Origin of the sequence: Streptomyces luteolus, from assembly GCF_029968015.1 — a bacterium.
Classification (GTDB): domain Bacteria; phylum Actinomycetota; class Actinomycetes; order Streptomycetales; family Streptomycetaceae; genus Streptomyces; species Streptomyces luteolus.
The window spans coordinates 38,630-54,826 of record NZ_JASCIS010000032.1; the positions used below are offsets into that span (position 1 = coordinate 38,630).

Annotated in this window: 15 protein-coding genes; 7 read left to right on the top strand and 8 right to left on the bottom strand. The window is 72.1% G+C overall.

Annotated elements, in window-relative coordinates; translation table 11 throughout:
- Window positions 1-8 precede the first annotated feature (8 nt).
- Together QIT00_RS26755 and QIT00_RS26760 are read right to left on the bottom strand one after the other, a co-directional pair.
- Window positions 9-1,172, bottom strand: coding sequence for an acyl-CoA dehydrogenase (locus tag QIT00_RS26755; protein ID WP_282537971.1), 1,164 nt, complete (start codon window positions 1,170-1,172; stop codon window positions 9-11).
- A 5-nt stretch (window positions 1,173-1,177) separates the two neighbouring features.
- Window positions 1,178-2,398, bottom strand: a complete 1,221-nt coding sequence (locus QIT00_RS26760) for an amidohydrolase family protein (protein ID WP_282537972.1) — start codon at window positions 2,396-2,398, stop codon at window positions 1,178-1,180.
- Window positions 2,399-2,555: 157 nt separating this feature from the next.
- On the opposite strand from QIT00_RS26760, the gene QIT00_RS26765 reads away from it, so the two are divergent.
- On the top strand, window positions 2,556-4,106 hold the full coding sequence (locus QIT00_RS26765) for a class I adenylate-forming enzyme family protein (protein ID WP_282537973.1): 1,551 nt from the start codon (window positions 2,556-2,558) through the stop codon (window positions 4,104-4,106).
- 64 nt (window positions 4,107-4,170) lie between these two features.
- Here QIT00_RS26765 and QIT00_RS26770 read toward each other — a convergent pair whose 3' ends face one another.
- Window positions 4,171-4,689 carry an EF-hand domain-containing protein gene (locus QIT00_RS26770; protein WP_282538013.1) on the bottom strand — a complete coding sequence of 173 codons (519 nt, stop codon included), beginning with the start codon at window positions 4,687-4,689 and terminating at the stop codon, window positions 4,171-4,173.
- A 211-nt stretch (window positions 4,690-4,900) separates the two neighbouring features.
- On the opposite strand from QIT00_RS26770, the gene QIT00_RS26775 reads away from it, so the two are divergent.
- Both QIT00_RS26775 and QIT00_RS26780 read left to right on the top strand, forming a co-directional pair.
- A complete protein-coding gene (locus QIT00_RS26775; protein ID WP_282537974.1) occupies window positions 4,901-5,263 on the top strand; it encodes a type II toxin-antitoxin system RelE/ParE family toxin in 363 nt (120 codons plus the stop codon).
- On the top strand, window positions 5,260-5,637 hold the full coding sequence (locus tag QIT00_RS26780; protein ID WP_282537975.1) for a helix-turn-helix domain-containing protein: 378 nt from the start codon (window positions 5,260-5,262) through the stop codon (window positions 5,635-5,637). The genes QIT00_RS26775 and QIT00_RS26780 overlap by 4 nt, the downstream gene beginning before the upstream one ends.
- An 11-nt stretch (window positions 5,638-5,648) precedes the next feature.
- On the opposite strand, the gene QIT00_RS26785 is transcribed toward QIT00_RS26780, so the two are convergent.
- Window positions 5,649-6,023 carry an STAS domain-containing protein gene (locus tag QIT00_RS26785; protein WP_282537976.1) on the bottom strand — a complete coding sequence of 125 codons (375 nt, stop codon included), beginning with the start codon at window positions 6,021-6,023 and terminating at the stop codon, window positions 5,649-5,651.
- A 429-nt stretch (window positions 6,024-6,452) separates the two neighbouring features.
- Between QIT00_RS26785 and QIT00_RS26790 the strand changes: the two genes are divergently transcribed.
- Both QIT00_RS26790 and QIT00_RS26795 read left to right on the top strand, forming a co-directional pair.
- The gene (locus QIT00_RS26790; RefSeq protein WP_282537977.1) at window positions 6,453-7,034 is read left to right on the top strand and encodes a sigma-70 family RNA polymerase sigma factor; all 582 of its coding nucleotides are present in this window, start codon (window positions 6,453-6,455) and stop codon (window positions 7,032-7,034) included.
- Window positions 7,031-8,482 (top strand): anti-sigma factor, encoded by a 1,452-nt coding sequence (locus QIT00_RS26795; protein ID WP_408909857.1) that lies wholly within the window; start codon window positions 7,031-7,033, stop codon window positions 8,480-8,482. Before QIT00_RS26790 ends, QIT00_RS26795 begins: the two co-directional genes overlap by 4 nt.
- Before the next feature lie 55 nt (window positions 8,483-8,537).
- Here the strand turns inward: QIT00_RS26795 and purU are convergent, their stop codons facing one another.
- Both purU and QIT00_RS26805 read right to left on the bottom strand, forming a co-directional pair.
- Window positions 8,538-9,386 (bottom strand): formyltetrahydrofolate deformylase, encoded by an 849-nt coding sequence (gene purU, locus QIT00_RS26800; protein WP_282537978.1) that lies wholly within the window; start codon window positions 9,384-9,386, stop codon window positions 8,538-8,540.
- 98 nt (window positions 9,387-9,484) lie between these two features.
- On the bottom strand, window positions 9,485-9,931 hold the full coding sequence (locus QIT00_RS26805) for an SCO4402 family protein (RefSeq protein WP_282538015.1): 447 nt from the start codon (window positions 9,929-9,931) through the stop codon (window positions 9,485-9,487).
- Between the two features lie 171 nt (window positions 9,932-10,102).
- Between QIT00_RS26805 and QIT00_RS26810 the strand changes: the two genes are divergently transcribed.
- Window positions 10,103-11,425: an ABC transporter substrate-binding protein gene (locus QIT00_RS26810; protein WP_282538016.1), complete on the top strand. Its 1,323-nt coding sequence runs from the start codon at window positions 10,103-10,105 to the stop codon at window positions 11,423-11,425.
- Between the two features lie 100 nt (window positions 11,426-11,525).
- On the opposite strand, the gene QIT00_RS26815 is transcribed toward QIT00_RS26810, so the two are convergent.
- Window positions 11,526-13,343, bottom strand: coding sequence for a hypothetical protein (locus QIT00_RS26815; RefSeq protein WP_282537979.1), 1,818 nt, complete (start codon window positions 13,341-13,343; stop codon window positions 11,526-11,528).
- A 169-nt stretch (window positions 13,344-13,512) separates the two neighbouring features.
- Window positions 13,513-14,892 carry a transcriptional regulator gene (locus QIT00_RS26820; protein ID WP_282537980.1) on the bottom strand — a complete coding sequence of 460 codons (1,380 nt, stop codon included), beginning with the start codon at window positions 14,890-14,892 and terminating at the stop codon, window positions 13,513-13,515.
- A gap of 484 nt (window positions 14,893-15,376) precedes the next feature.
- Here QIT00_RS26820 and QIT00_RS26825 point away from each other — a divergent pair, with 484 nt between their 5' ends.
- Entirely contained in the window at window positions 15,377-16,036 is a 660-nt protein-coding gene (locus tag QIT00_RS26825; RefSeq protein ID WP_282537981.1) for a bifunctional DNA primase/polymerase, read from the top strand.
- Window positions 16,037-16,197: the final 161 nt, after the last annotated feature.

The window sequence follows — 16,197 nt, forward strand, 5'->3', positions numbered from 1 at the left end:
GGCGGGCCTCACCGCCCCTTCGGCAGGCCGAGGATGCGCTCGGCGACGATGTTCCGCTGGATCTGCGAGGTGCCCGCGGCGATCGTGTACGAGAGGGAGGAGAGCCGGTCGAGGTTCCACTCCCGGCCGAGGTCGAGGCTGTCGGGCCCGAGGACCTCGGCGGCCGTGTCGTACAGCTCCTGGCGGGCGTGCGAGTAGCGGAGCTTGAAGACGGAGCCGCCGGTGCCGGGGACGCCGCCGGTGCGCTGGGCCTCGGAGACGTTCCACTGGGTGAGCCGCCACAGGGCGCTGAACTCGACGTTCAGGCGCCCGAGCCGGCGGCGCAGGACCGCGTCGTCCCAGCGGCCGTTCTTTCGGGCCTCGGCGGCGAGCGCGGTCAGCGTGCGGCGGCAGGCGACGACCTCGCCGACGAACGCGGTGCCGCGCTCGAAGGAGAGCGTGACCATGGTGACCCGCCAGCCGTCGTTCTCCTCGCCGACCCGGTTGCCGACGGGCACGCGCACCTCGTCGAGGAACATCTCCGCGAACTCGGTGGACCCGGCGAGGGTGCGCAGCGGCCGCACGGTGACGCCGGGCGCGTCCATCGGCATCGCGAGCCAGCTGATGCCGCGGTGTTTCGGCATGTCGTCGGTGACGGGGGTCGTACGGACGAGGAGTTCGCACCAGTCGGCGACCTCGGCGTGCGAGGTCCAGATCTTGGAGCCGCTGACGACGTAGTGGTCGCCGTCGCGCACCGCGCGCGTACGCAGGGACGCCAGGTCGGACCCGGCGTCCGGTTCGCTGAAGCCCTGGCACCACACCTCGTCGCCGCGCAGGATCGGCGGCAGCCAGCGCCGCCGCTGCTCCGGGCTGCCCTCGGCGGCGACGGTCGGCCCGGCGTGCAGCAGGCCCACGAAGTTGGCGCCGACGTACGGGGCCCCGGCCCGCTCGGTCTCCTCCAGGTAGATGAGGTGCTGCGTGGGGGTGGCTCCCTGGCCGCCCGCGTCGACGGGCCAGTGCAGGCCCGCGTACCCGGCGTCGTGGAGGCGGCGCTGCCAGCCCAGGTCGTACGCGCGGCGGCCGGGCCAGTCGGACGGGTCGGGGCGGGGCGGCAGGTGCGGGAGGACGTCCGCGAGCCAGGCGCGCAGGCGGGCCCGGAACTCTTCCTCTTCCTCGGTGTAGGCCAGGTCCATGAGCGCTACTTGTCGAGGTCGAGGTCGAGGCCAAGGTCGAGGTCGAGGTCGAGGCTGAGCATGCGGATGGCGTTGCCCCGCATCAGCTTGTAGACGGTCGCGTCGTCGAGGCCCTTGACGTGGTCGAGGGCGACCTCCTTGGTGTGCGGGAAGGTCGAGTCGACGTGCGGGTAGTCCGTCTCGAAGGTGGCGTTGTCGCGCCCGACGACGTCCAGGGACGCGACCCCGTGCTTGTCGCGGAAGAAGCAGCAGAAGATCTGCCGGTAGTAGTACGTGGACGGCGGCTCGGGGATCAGGTCGCGGACGCCGCCCCATGCGCGGTGCTCCTCCCACACGTCGTCGGCGCGCTCCAGGGCGTACGGGATCCAGCCCATCTGCCCTTCGCTGTAGGCGAGTTTGAGCGTCGGGAACTTCACGAGCACCCCGGAGAACAGGAAGTCCATCATCGAGGCCATGGCGTTGTTGAAGGACAGGGACGCCTGTACGGCGGGGGGTGCGTCCGGGGAGGCGGCCGGCATCTGGCTCGACGACCCGATGTGCATGTTCACCACCGTCCCGGTCTCCTGGCAGACCGCGAAGAACGGGTCCCAGTAGCCGGAGTGGATGGACGGAAGGCCGAGGTAGGTCGGGATCTCGGAGAAGGTGACCGCCCGCACCCCGCGCGCCGCGTTCCGCTTCACCTCGGCGACGGCGAGGTCGATGTCCCACAGCGGGATGATGCAGAGCGGGATGAGCCTCCCCCCGCTGTCCCCGCACCACTCCTCGACCATCCAGTCGTTGTACGCGCGCACGCAGGCGAGGGCCACTTCCTTGTCGTGCGCCTCCGCGAAGGTCTGCCCGCAGAAGCGCGGGAACGTCGGGAAGCAGAGGCTGGCCTCGACGTGGTTGAGGTCCATGTCCTTGAGGCGCTCGACCGGATCCCAGCAGCCGCGCCGCATCTCGGCCCGGGTGATGCCCTCCAGGGTCATGTCGTCCCGGTCGAAGCCGACGGCGGCGATGTTCCGCTTGTACGGGAACTTCAGGTCCTCGTAGATCCACCAGTCGGTGGGCGGTCCTTCCGGGTCCATGGTGATCACGTACTTGCCGCCGGTGTACTCGAGCTCCCCGATCCCGGCGGTCAGCGGCTTGGGCCCGCGGTCGCGGTACTTCTGCGGCAGCCAGGTCTCGAAGAGGTGCGCCGGTTCGATGACATGGTCGTCGACGCTGATGATCCGAGGCAGTTCCATGGGGGTCCCCTCGCCGCAGTACGAATCTGACGGTATCTAATCTGATGGGTCGTCAGAAAGAGGCTAGCCCCCGGACCTCTGGACCGACAAGGCGGTGACGCTTACGCTCTGCCTCGATCTGACAGATCGTCAGTTGAGGGAGATCGGGAGGCCGGCTATGCGGGACACGGCACACGAACTGGGCGAGTCCCCGACGCTCTGGGAACTGATCCGACGCCGCGCCGAACTCACCCCGCACCGCCCGGCGCTGATCCAGGCGGAGGCGGAGCGGGCCGCCGACCGCACGCTCACCTTCGGCGCCCTGCGCGAGCGGGCGGAACGCGTCGCGGCCGGACTGTACGAGCGGGGCGTGCGCCCCGGCACGGTCGTCGCCTGGCAGCTGCCCACCCGCATCGAGACGGTCCTGCTCACTGCCGCCCTGGCCCGGCTCGGCGCGACCCAGTCCCCCGTCATCCCCTTCTACCGCGAGAAGGAGGTCGGCTTCGCGCTGCGCGAGTCCAGGGCCGAGTTCTTCGCGACGCCCGGGGTCTGGCGCGGCTTCGACCACACGGAGATGGCCCGCCGCCTGGGCGCCCGCGGCGTCTTCGAGGCGTACGCGGACCTCCCGGAGGCGGACCCCGCCGTCCTGCCCGCGCCGCCCGCGAACGGCACCGACGTCCGCTGGATCTACTGGACCTCCGGCACCACCTCCGACCCCAAGGGCGTGCTGCACACCGACCGTTCACTGATCGCGGGCGGCTCCTGCCTGGCCCACGCGCTGCGCCTGTCGTCCGCCGACGTGGGCTCGATCGCGTTCCCCTTCGCCCACATAGGCGGCCCGGACTACCTGGTGATGCTGCTGCTCTACGGGTTCCCGGCCGTACTCTTCGAGAAGTTCGCGCTGCCGGACGCACTCGACGGCTACCGCCGCCACGGCGTGACCACGGCGGGCGGCTCCACGGCCTTCTACTCGATGTTCCTGGCCGAGCAGCGAAGGCTCCCCGAGGGCCGCAGACTGATCCCCACTCTGCGCCTGCTCGCGGGCGGGGGCGCCCCCAAACCCCCCGAGCTCTACCACTCCGTCGTACGGGAGATGGGCTGCCAACTCACCCACGGGTACGGCATGACCGAGGTCCCGATGATCACCATGGGCGCCCCGGACGACACCCCGGAGCACCTCGCCGGTACGGAGGGGCGGCCCCCGGCCGGGATGGAGATCCGCATCACGGACGCCGAGGGGAAGCCGCTGCCGGCCGGGGTCGACGGGGAGGTGCGACTGCGCGGGGAGGCCGTCTGCCGGGGCTACCTGGAGCCGTCGCAGTCGGCCGCGGCCTTCGACCCGGACGGCTTCCTGATCACGGGCGACCTGGGGCACGTACGGGAGAGCGGCCATCTGGTCCTCACCGGCCGGGCGAAGGACGTGATCATCCGCAAGGGGGAGAACATCTCGGCGAAGGAGATCGAGGACCTGCTGCACGCCCACCCCGCGGTCGGCGAGGCGGCGGTCATCGGCCTCCCGGACCCGGAGCGCGGCGAACGCGTCTGCGCGGTTCTCGAACTCCCGTCGGGCTCACCGGAGTTGAGCCTGCCCGAGCTCTGCGCGTACCTCCGCGAGGCGGGCCTCTCCCCCCACAAGCTGCCGGAACAGCTGGAGGTGGTGGAGGCCCTGCCCCGCAACGAGACGCTGCGCAAGGTGCTCAAGTACAAGCTGCGCGAGCGGTACGCGTGACGGCTCCGGGCCGGGGGCGCTCAGGCGTCCGGCGCGGGTCGCTCACGCGTCCGGCGCGGGTCGCTCAGGCGTCCGGCGCGGGGGTCGTGAAGTAGGCGGCGAAGGCGGTCAGGATCTCCTCCTCGGAGATCCGGCCGTCCCCGTCGGTGTCCAGGGCGGCGGCCGCGGCGGCGGCGGTCTGCGGATCGGCGCCGAGCACCTTCAGGACCCGCTCGGTCCCCTTCGGGGTGGCGCCCTTGCCGTCCTCGTCGGCGACGGCGATCGCGGCCTTCAGGAACGGCCGCGCGATCTCGGCGAACCGCTGCGGACTGTCCCGCAGCCGCTTGACCGCACCGGTCACGAACTCCTCGCGGGTCACCCGCTGATCCCCGTCGACATCGGCGATCCCGGCCATGCCCTGCCAGAACGCCTCAGCACCCGCGTACAGCGCCTGCCCCTTGTCGCACCGCGCGGTCGTCCCGAACTCGGCAAGGACGGCCTTCGCCGCACCGCTGAAGTCCTCGCGGTCGATGTAGCCGTTGCCGTCCTGGTCGAAGCTCGCGAATCGCGCGGCAATCTTGCGCTCGTACTCTGCGCTGTCCATCTCGGCCTCACTGATCAGGTGGGTGATGCGTTCCACTGCGTTCACCACGGAGCGTACGTCGCCGATCGCCGACCTGATCCCCGAAAGCCGCAGCTTGTAGCAGGACCGGTGAGATTCTGCGACCAGATCGACGTCCGCCCGGTTCACTCGGGCCTTGGCGACTCCAGCCGATCCGCCTCCCTCGTTATACAGTTTTCTATATGTTGCTCGGGTGTGGACCACTGAGATCGAGCCCGAGGTCCGGCAATGGCTGGAGCAGTTGCCGGACACTCACTATGACAAGGTCGAACGCGCCGCCGACATGCTGGCGGAGCACCCGACGACTCTGGGAGAGCCTTACTCTCGCCACCTCGGCGGAAAGGTGCGTGAGTTGCGATTCCTCATGGAGGGGAACTCCGTCCGCATCACCTACTGGCTCGCGCCCCAGCAGCGAATCGTCCTGCTGACCGTGTTCCGTAAGACCCGCATGCGGGAGGACGCGGAGGTCGAGCGGGCGCGACGGACTCAGGAGCTGTGTGAAGCGTGGCACTCGAAAGCCGAGCACACCTACGACCGGAAGGAGGACGGCTCGTGAACCACTCCCAGTGGAAGACCCGGCGCACCAGGAAGCTTCTGGGCGAGCGGGTCCGGGAGTCGCAGGCCTACCTGGACGCCGGGCACGCCTTCGCGCTCGGGCAGGCCGTACATGACCGTCGTACCGCTCTCGGCCTGTCCCAGAGCGAGCTGGCGCGGCGGGCCTCGATGACTCAGCCGCAGATCTCCACCATCGAGGGCGGGGACTCCGTTCCTACGCTGCCGCTGCTCACGCGGCTCGCGGCAGCACTTGAGGCCGGACTCACCATCGACCTGGACGGGGACGCCTCTTCGTTCGCCTTCAGGCCGTACGGCGAGGACTGCGAGCCCGAGACGGATCCCGGCGCCGCGACCAGTGAGGCGGCGACAGCCTGAGCAGCGGGAAGCTACGCCGACAGCGGCGAAGCCTCCTCGTCGACCGCTGTGCGGAGGTCCGGGAAGACCTCGAAGAGGCGGCGGACGCCGAGGGCCGCCAGGACGCGGTTCACATGGGAGCCGTCCTCCGCGCCCTGCGCCGGGAGGATCAGGCGGAGGCGGCCGCGGCAGGAGCGGATGAGGCGGCGGGTGGCTATCAGCACGCCGACGCCGGAGGAGTCGCAGAAGAGGACTTCGGAGAGGTCGAGGACGAGGCTGCGGCGGCCATCGGCGACGGCGTCGTGGACGCGCTGGCGCACGATCGGCGACGTCACCAGGTCCATCTCACCGCTGACCTGGATGACGGCCCAGCCGCCCTGATCGCCGTCGGTCACTTCGAGCGCCATCCGCCACGCCGCCTCTCGTTCCACTCGTACGCCGCGTACGGTTCCGGTTCGGTCTACAACCTTCAGCCATCACGGCCCACATCCGGAAGCCCTGCTTACGGTTCCTTGGTTCGCGGTTGCCCCGCCACTCCCCCGTAAAACACCCCACCTGAACAACAGGCCATCCCGCAGGCCTATCACATATGCACCGATTCGATCTACGTCGATCCAGTTCGTTCAACGGACTTCAACGAATTTCGACGCGGTTCCGGCCCAACTCTCAGCGCAGTGTGACCAATTCACTACCATCCGCAGCCGCTCCGCGCCGCCCGTTGCCGCAAACCGAGGTGCGTTGTCGGTGGCGGGCACTACATTCGATGGAGGGTTCGCGCACGTACGGTCGGAACGCACGGTCGGCACGTCGGTCGTGCCACGGCAGGAGGGGGCCACATGGCAAAAGACGCACCGCCCCGCTGGGACCGCAAGATGCAGCAGCGGCTCGCACGCGGAGAGGCGGCCGCGCTCGGCGAGCTGTACGACCGGCTCGCCTCCCTCGTGCACAGCCTCGCCCACCGCGTGCTCGACGACGACGCGGCGGCGGACCGCGTCACCCGCGAGGTCTTCGCCCACGTCTGGGAGAACCCCGGGGAGTACGACCCGAAGAAGGGCCCGATGCGCTCCTGGCTCGCCGGCCTCACCCACCGGTACGCGGTGGCGCGGCTGCGGCGGACCGAGACCGAGGCACTCGCCGACGGCGGCCAGGGCACCACGGAGGACATGGAGCAGAAGGTCCGCCGCGCCTCCGTCGCCGCCCGCGCGGACTACATCGTGACGTCCATGCCCGCCCCGCTGCGCGCCGCCCTCGAACTCGCCTACTTCCAAAGGCGGGACTACCGCCAGACCGCCGCCGACCTCGGCGTGACCGAGGACGAGGCCAGGCGCCGCCTCCGCCTCGGCCTGCAACTCCTGTCCACCGCCAACGAACAGCGGCCCGCCGCCGCCCCTCCGCCCGGCTACGGGAGCGCACTGTGAACGCCGACCCCTTCGAGCCGGACGACGGCCCCGAGGGTCACGACGGCCCGGACCGGCACCCGGACCGGCACCCGGACCGGCACGGCGAGACCGACCCCCGCCACGGCCGCGCGGACGACGACATCGCGACCGGCGGCGCCCTCGCCGAAGGCGGGCCGGGACCGGACGGCCGCCCGCGCGAGAACGGCCGGCCGGGCCCCGGCGAGCACCCCGGCGCCCGGCCCCCGCACGGCGGCGGCCTGCGCATACCGCCACCGCGCAGCTCCATCGAGGACTCCGGCCGCCCGCTGCCCGAGCCGCCCCCGCTGCCCGCCGTGCCCGCGCCCGCGCCGCCCGTCCTGGAGCACAAGGTCCTCAAGTCGCTGCTCGGCGCCTGGGCGCTCACCGCCTGCTCCGCCGAGGAGGCCGCCGCCGTCGAGCTGCACCTCGGCAGCTGCGGCGCCTGCGCGGACGAGGCACTGCGGCTGCGGGACGCCGTCGGCCTGCTGCACCCCGAGGAGAGCCTCGACCTCGACCCGGGCCTGCGCTCCCGCGTCCTCGCCGGCTGCCTGGACCGCCGCCCGCCCCGCATACCCGTCCCCGACTGGGCCGCGCCCTACGACGCCGAGACGGCCCGGCTCGACGCCCTGCTCCAGGACTTCGGCAGCGGCGAGTGGCACGCCCCGGTCCGCCTGAAGTGGTACGAGGGGGACGAGGCCGTCACCCGCCGCACGACGGTCGCCGGGGTCATCGCCCACCTCCTGACGGTCGACGGCCTGGTCGCGACGACCCTCGGCCTGGACGACCCGCTGCCCGAGGCCGCGCGCGCCGCCCTCACCGGCGCCTCGCCCTCCGAACGCACCGAGGCGTACTGGAACGCCTCCCGTTTCCCGGCCACGCGCGGTGTCCGCCTGCCGTGGCGGGAGCAGAGCCACACCGTCATCCGCACGGTGTCCTTCGCGGGCGGCGGCTCCGCCGAACTAGCCGTGCCCTACGGCGAGTTCGCGCTGCCCCTGCGGGACTCGATGCTCGACCGCGCCTTCGAGTGCTGGGTGCACGCGGGCGACATCGCGGACGCGGTGGACTACCCGTACCAACCGCCCGCGCCCCGGCACCTCAACCGGATGATCGACCTCGCCGCCCGCATGCTGCCCGGCGCGCTCGCCGACCGGCGCCGCGCGGGCTTCGCCGCACCGGCGAAGGAGCTGGTCGCCGCCGGGGCGCCCGGGCGCAGCCTGCGCCTGGAGGTCGAGGGGCACGGCGGCGGCGAGTGGCTGATCCCGCTCGACTCACCGGGAGCGGCCGCGTCGGAGGAGTTCGAAGTGGCCCATGTCGCCCTGGACGGCGTGGAGTTCTGCCGCCTCGCCGCCGGGCACGTGCCGCCCGAGGACGCGGCGGCCGGTCAGGTCGGCGACCGCGAGGCGATCCGGGACGTCCTGTCGGCGGCGGCCTCGCTCAGCCGGATGTAGCCGCGGTACGCAGAGGTCTGCCGCGGTACGCAGAGGTCTTACGTACGCGGAAGTCTTACGCGAAGACGACCGTGCGGCGGCCGTTGAGCAGGACGCGGCGCTCGCTGTGCCACTTCACCGCGCGGGCGAGGGCCTGGCACTCCACGTCCCGGCCGACGGCGACGAGCTGCTGCGGCGTGACCTCGTGGCCGACGCGCTCGACCTCCTGCTCGATGATCGGGCCCTCGTCGAGGTCGGCCGTCACATAGTGCGCGGTCGCGCCGATCAGCTTCACGCCGCGCGCGTGCGCCTGGTGGTAGGGCTTGGCGCCCTTGAAGCTCGGCAGGAACGAGTGGTGGATGTTGATGATCCGCCCGCTGAGCGCCGTGCACAGGTCGTCCGAGAGCACCTGCATATAGCGGGCGAGGACGACCAGTTCGACGTTCTCCTCGCGTACGAGAGCGAGCAGCTGCGCCTCAGCCTCCGCCTTGTTCTCCTTCGGCACCGGGATGTGGTGGAAGGGGATGTTGTACGACGACACGAGCTCGGCGAACTCCGTGTGGTTCGAGACCACGGCGGCGATCTCCACGGGCAGCGCGCCGGTCCGGGCCCGGAACAGCAGGTCGTTCAGGCAGTGGCCGAACTTGCTGACCATCAGAACGATGCGCATCTTCTCGTCGGCCAGGTGGATCTGCCAGTCCATCTGGAAGGAGTCACCGACGGCGGCGAAGCTGGCGCGCAGCTTCTCGGCGTTCAGGGCCTCGGCGGAGAAGTGCACCCGCATGAAGAACAGCCCGGTGTCGTGGTCGCCGAACTGCTGGCTGTCCTCGATGTTGCAGCCGGTCATGAACAGGTAGCTGGACACGGCGTGCACGATGCCCTGCTTGTCGGGGCAGGACAGCGTGAGGACGTACTGGTCGGTCATACGGGGAAGGCTACCTGCCCCTCTGTGGGCAGGCGTTCCGCAGGGCGGAACGGGTGGGCACAGCCCCACGTGCCGGGTGCCGATCCGTCCGACCTCAGCTACGCCGACCTCGTCAGGATCCGCAGAACCTCCAGCGTGCTGGGCGCCGCGTCCGGATCCTCCCCGTCCCCAGCGGCCAACCGCACATGCGCGTCCCGCGCGGCCCGTACGGCCTCGTCCCAGCCGTGGTGGTCGAGGTAGGCGGAGACGGGCGCGTCGGGGCCGACCTGGTGCATGATCCGCAGCACCCGCAGGACGGCCAGGTCCACGAGGGCCGCCTCCTGGGAGTCGCGGAAGATCGTCCCGACGTACTTCTCCGCGGACCAGTTGTCGAGCCAGGTGTCCTCGACAAGGCGGTACACCGCGTCCGTCACGTCTCCGTACCCGTCGACGCCCGCGAGCCAGACGGTCTGCTGGAACTCCGGGTCCGAGAGCATGTGCAGCGCCGAGCGCACGTTGCTGCGCCAGCGCCACCACGGCATGTCGTTCAGAGGCATGCCGCCCATGGTGGAGGAGCGGCGGCCGCGACGGGAAGGGTTCTCCGAGCTTTGCACGGTTGTCGATCGTACGTTCCCCACGCACGCGCGCCCACCAGCCCCTGGAGTTCACCTTCACGTCACTCACCGTTGAGCCGAGATCACTCAAAGGTTAGGGACCGACCGGAATGGTGCATGTCCATGACTGTCCGGCGCCGCCCTCGGCTCTCCCGCCCGCTCAAGACCGCTGCCATCACCGTGACGGCCCTCGCGGCGATCGCCACGGCGGCGGTCGGCTGCGGGGCGCTCCCAGGGTCGTCGGGGGAGTCAGGCGACCCCGTCACCGTGATGACCTGGGCGCCCGACCGGACCCAGGCGACCGACATGCCCGGAATGCCCGCGATGGCGCGCGCGTATGCCCGCTGGGTCAACGACCACGGCGGCCTCAACGGCCGCCCCCTCAAGGTCCTCACCTGCAACGACCACAACGACTCCGTGGGCGCCGCGAACTGCGCGCGGCGCGCGGTGAAGGCGAACGTGGCCGCCGTCGTCGGCTCATACAGCCAGCACGGCCAGGCCTTCCTCTCCCCCCTTGAGGCCGCCGGTATCCCGTACATCGGTGGCTACGGGCTGACCGAGGAGGAGTTCGTCAGCCCGATGTCGTTCCCGGTCAACGGCGGTGTCGTCGCGCTGCTCGCCGGGAACGGGCGGCAGCTGGCCCGGGACTGCGAGCGTGTCGCGCTCGTACGGCCCGACACGCTCGCCGGTGACCTGCTGCCCGGACTGCTCAACTCCGGCCTCGCGCAAGGCCATCGCAAGCCGGCCACGGACATCCTCGCGGCGGAGGACTCCGGCGACTACAGCCGGCAGGCCGCCGAGGCCCTGACCGCCGCGGGCGCCGACCCCTCCCTCGTCAGCACGCTCGGCCGCGAAGGGGCCTCCGAGCGGGCCCGCGAGGGCTGTGTCACGGCCGCGCTCGGCGACCGTACGGACAGCTTCTTCGACTCGTTCCGGCGCACGCAGGAGGACCACCAGAAGGTGCAGATCTCCTCCGTGCTCGGCAGCGTCGACCAGACCTCGGTGGACCGCACGGGCGGCGCGTCCGGCCCGTACGAGGGTGCGTACGTGACGAGTTGGTACCCGGCGGCCGACGATGCGCGCTGGGACCCGATGCGCCGGGTGATCCGCGAGGAGGCCTTCGGGGACCACCGGATCGACCCGGCGAACGCCGGTGTGCAGACGACCTGGATCGCGTACACCGTGTTCAAGCAGGTCGTGGAGTCGCTCGGCGACGGTGAGGTGACCGCGCGGACCGTGGCGCGGGCGCTCGACGACGGCGTGCGCGTCGGCACGGGCGGCCTCACACCGACGCTCAGCTGGCGCTTCGAGGACACCGTGGCGGCGAGTGAGTTCCCGCGCCTGGTCAACGCGAACGTGACATACCAAGTGGTCCGCGACGGACGGCTCGTGGCGGCCCGCAAGTCCGCGGTGGACGTCTCGCAGACGCTGGAGGAGGCCTCCTGACCGAGAGGCCTCCTGACCCGCGCCAGGAGGCCCGGCCGGGAAGCCCTCCCCTCAGCCCTTCAGGACCTTCAGACCCTTCAGGACCCTCAGGCCTGACCGGTCACAGCTGGATCCAGGTGTGCTTCGTCAGGCCGTACTTCCCGGCGATCGTGTTCCACAGCGGCGCCGCCTGCTTCTTGGCCGCGGTGGCCTCACCGCTGGCGGTGTTCCCCGCGGCCCGCGACTTGGTCGTACGGGCCTTGCCCTTGACGCAGCCCTTCTTGCCCTTCGCGGCGACCTGATCGGCCCACGCGGCGTAGTGGTTGTCGGCCGAAGCGGACGCCTTCCAGGCCTTGTTGAGGGACGCGGTCAGCGTGGCGTGGTCCGGCAGCTGGTCGACCTCCAGCTGGGCGAGCCGGGTCACGAGGCCGGTGCGCTGCTTCGCCGCGTCGCGCAGATCGGTGGCGGACTGGCCGAGGTTGCGGCAGGCGTCGATGCTCTTGACCGAGTTGATGACCGCCGTACGGCTGTCGTTGCTCTCGGCGAGCAACTTGTCGAGCGCGACGGCCTGTTCCTCGGCCGGGTCGGTCGTCGGCGACGGCTTCTGCTCGGCGGGCGCCGACTCGGCGGCGGTCTTCGGCTCGTCCTTCTCGTCCCCGCCGCCGCCCGCGATCAGCGCGCCCGCGCCGACGCCGAGCACCGCGATGGCCACACCGATCGCTGCGAACAGCGGCACCTTCGATCCCGTACGAGGGGCGGGCGGCTCGGGCGGACCCGCGTACTGCCCCTGCCCCATGCCCGGGCCCGGCTGCGCCGGCGGCTGGTTGAACTGCGGCATCTGCTGGGTGGATTCGGCACCGCCGGCACCGTCCGCACCGCCGGCACCGGCCGGCTCACTGCGGAAGAGGCTGTCGAACTCGGCGGGCGGCTGCCGGTCACCGGGCGCGCCGGGCCGGATGCCGTACGGGGCGGCCGCGGGCGCCGGGGGCACGGGCGGGATGTACTGCGTGGCCTCCGAGTCGGGACCGCCCGCGGCCGGGGGCTGCGGCATGGCCTGGCGGCCGAGGAACTGGGTCGCGTCGGCGGCGGGCGCCTCCGGCGGCAGCGCACCGGGAAGCGGAGCGCCCCCCTGCGTTCCCTGTGCCTGCTGCGCCTGCTGCGCCTGCTGCGCCTGCTGCGCGTTCTGCGGTACGGACAGGTACTGCGTCGCCTCGGCGTCGGCGGGCGGCAGCGGGGCACCGCCCTGGGCGGGAGGCGGCAGCGGAGCGGACTGCGGAGGCTGCTGCGGCTGCGGGAGCGCGGCACCGGACTGCGCCTGGTGCGGCTCGGGAAGCGCGGCACCGGGCTGCGGCTGCGACTGCGCGGGCAGCGCGCCGAGCGGGGCCTGAGGGGCCTGCGGGGCCTGCGGCTGCTCGGCGGGCGGGAGTCCGGGTGCGGCCTGCTGCGGCGGAAGGCCGGGCGCCTGCTGCAAGGGCTGGGGCTGCTGAGGCTGAGGCGCCTGCTGCTGCGGCTGCTGCGCGTAGGGCTGCGGGTCCTGCGCGTAGGGCTGCTGGTGCTGCTGCGCGTACGGCTGCGGGGCGGCGGGCTGCTGCGGCGGGTACTGCTCGTACGGCTGCGGGGGCTGGGGCGGCGGGCCGTCGTAGGGGAACTGCTGGGGCTGCTGGGGCTGCTGCGGGTACTGCTCGTACGGCTGCTGCTGCGGGTCCTGACCCCAGGCCTGGCCCGTCGCGAAGCCGTCGTTCTGGCCGTACGAAGGGCCTGCCTGCGGGACGTCCGGGCCCCAGGGCTGCCCCCACGGGGTGCCGCCGGCCGGCACCGCCTGGTCTCCGTAGGTGCCCGGCACCAGGGGCTCTCCGCCGTCTGCGGGCAGCACGACACCTTCGTGCGCGGGCCGTGCCGCGGGTATCTGCGGCTCCTCGCCCTGTCCGCTCTGCGTCACCGGGACTCCTACATATGGGGGGACCTACGGAATCGTCGGCTCACGCTACCGGGTCCCCTATATGGGGTGCTACGCAGCTCCTGCCCGTGATCCGTTCCGTGACCTGCCGTAACCAGGAGTTCACCGAAGGGACGTGGAATGCCTCACCCGGCTCACGCACCGGGCCCGTTCAGGCCGCCTGCTCGTGCAGCCGGGCGCCGAAATCCCGTACCGCCTGCTGGTCGCGGAAGGGGGCGAGCCGGTCCTGGAAGTCCTCCAGGTACTCGCTGCCCCGGTTGGAGCGGAGCGTGCCGAGCAGCTCCACCGCCTGCGTACCGGTGTGGCAGGCCAGCTCGACCTCGCGCTCCTGCAGCTGCGCCGTGGCCAGCAGGACCAGGCCGATGGCGCGGCGGCGGGCGCGGGACTCGGGGTGGCCGTCGAGGGAGTCCTGGGCGGCGCGCGCGGCGGCCTGCGCGTGGCCGAGGTCACGGTGGCAGTGCGCCAGCTCGTCCGCGAGGTACGCCCCGTCGAAGTGCCGGATCCACACCGGGTCCTCGACCACCGAGTCCGCCCGGTCGAGCGCGGCCTCCGCCCTGGCCGCCACGGTGTGCGCCGAGCGGGCGTCCCCGAGCAGGGCGTGCCCGCGCGCCTCGGCTGCGTAGAACATCGCCTCGGCCCGCGGGGTGACCTGGCCGCGCGCACCCTCCTGCGCGGCCCTGGCCAGCTGGGCGATCTCCCGCGGGTTGCCGAGCTGGGCGGCGAGGTGACTCATGGACGCGGCCAGGACGTACCCGCCGTAGCCGCGGTCGCCCGCCGCCTGGGCCAGACGCAGGGCCTGGATGTAGTACCGCTGGGCGAGGCCGGGCTGGCCGGTGTCCACGGCCATGTAGCCGGCGAGTTCCGTCAACCGGGCCACGGCGGCGAAGAGTTCACGCCCGACGGCCTCCCGGTAGGCCCCGGCGAGCAGCCCGGAGACGACGGAGTTGAGGTAGTGCACGACGACCGGGCGTACGTGTCCGCTGCCGTACTGGTGGTCGAGCTGGACGAGGGAATCGGTCATGGCGCGCACCGCGGCGACGTCCGAGCGGCCGACGCGGCTGCCCGCGGTCCTGGCGACCTGGGTGTCCACCGCGCTGATCAGCCAGTCCCGGCTGGGCTCGACGAGCGCGGAGGCGGCGACGGCCGAGCCGGAGAGGAAGTCGCGCCGGCCGACGTCGCTGCGCCACAGCTCGCAGACCTGCTCGACGGCGCCGAGGACGGTGGGCGAGAACTGCAGGCCGACGCCGGAGGCGAGGTTCCTGCCGCCCGCCATGCCGATCTCGTCGATCGTGACCGCGCGCCCCAGCTTGCGCCCGAGCGCCTCGGCGATGATTCCGGGCGCCCTGCCGCGTGGCTGCTGGCCGCGCAGCCAGCGGGCCACGGAGGTCTTGTCGTACCGGAGATCGAGACCGTGCTCGGCGCCGCACATGTTGACGCGGCGGGCGAGGCCGGCGTTGGAGCAGCCGGCTTCCTGGATGAGCGCCTGCAGCCGTTCGTTGGGCTGCCGCGCGACGAGAGGCCTTGCTGCCATGGCGTACCCCCTGTGTGCGCCGGAAGTTGCGTCCGGAAGTGGTGCCCGGACGTGGTGTCCGGACGTTGCGTCCCGGTGATCGATGCCCATCGGGTCGATGAAAATGCGGAACAATTTCCGGCATAGCGCGATATTGCCGCCGCGGCGTCGACCTGCCCGTGACGTGAACAGCCGCGCCCCCGCCGACCGCTGCCCCGGCCGTCCGGCCGCCGGAATCTCTCCGTACTTCTCTCGGTACCTCTCCCGGTACCTCTCCCGGTACCTCTCCTGCGTACCTCTCCTCTCAAGCGGCTACCCGCCCCCGCTGCCGATCCGCGTGCGCGCCCCCGGTCATGCACCCGTGCGCCCCATGTGCAGGAACGATGCGCCGGGTCGGCGTACCCGAGTGACGCAGGACCCGCCCAGGTCAACGCCCCGCGAGCGGCCGCCGGAACGGGCCGAAGGCAGGGCGTAACCCAAGGTGACGGCGGGAGTTGAGCTGAGCGTGGAAGAGACCATCGAAGTCGCCCGATCCGCGCAGGTCCCCCAGCAGCGCGGGGAACAGCTGCCCGACACCGCGGTGCGCTACGCGAAAGAGCGGCACTGGGACGTGTTCCCCGGCACCTGGCTGGAGGCGGAGGGCGGCGTCGAGCGCTGCAGCTGCGGCGAGCCGTCCTGCGCCCTGCCCGGCGCCCATCCCGTACGCGAGGACTGGACGAACCAGGCGACGGGCAGCGCCACCGTCGCCCGCCGGCTGTGGTCGAAGCAGCCGGACTCCTCGATTCTGCTGCCGACGGGGCGGACGTTCGACGCGATCGACGTGCCGGAGACCGCCGGGTTCCTGGCGCTCGCGCGGATGGAGCGGATGGATCTCGCGCTCGGCCCGGTGACGCTCACCCCGTGCCGCCGGATGCAGTTCTTCGTGCTGCCCGGCGCCACGGCCAAGACCCCTGATCTGGTACGCAAGTTGGGCTGGCCGCCGGCCTCCCTGGACCTGCGGACGCTCGGCGAGGGCGACTGGGTGGCGGCCCCGCCGACCCGGGTCGGCGGGCGCGGCGCGGTCCAGTGGGTGCGCAAACCCACGCCCGCGAACCGCTGGCTGCCGGACACGGAGGAGCTGATCAGCCCGCTGGCGTACGCGTGCGGGCGGGAGCGGCGGGTGTAGGTCCCCCGCGCGCGCGTCCGCGACGCGCCCCGAGCTTCGTCACGGAGCCCGTCCCTCACCTGGGGCGGGCTCCGTATCGTGTGCCGGACGGACGGACGGTCGGTCGGGGCAGACGGACGGCCGGACGGACGGACGGGCGGTCGGTCGGTCGGGGCGTACGG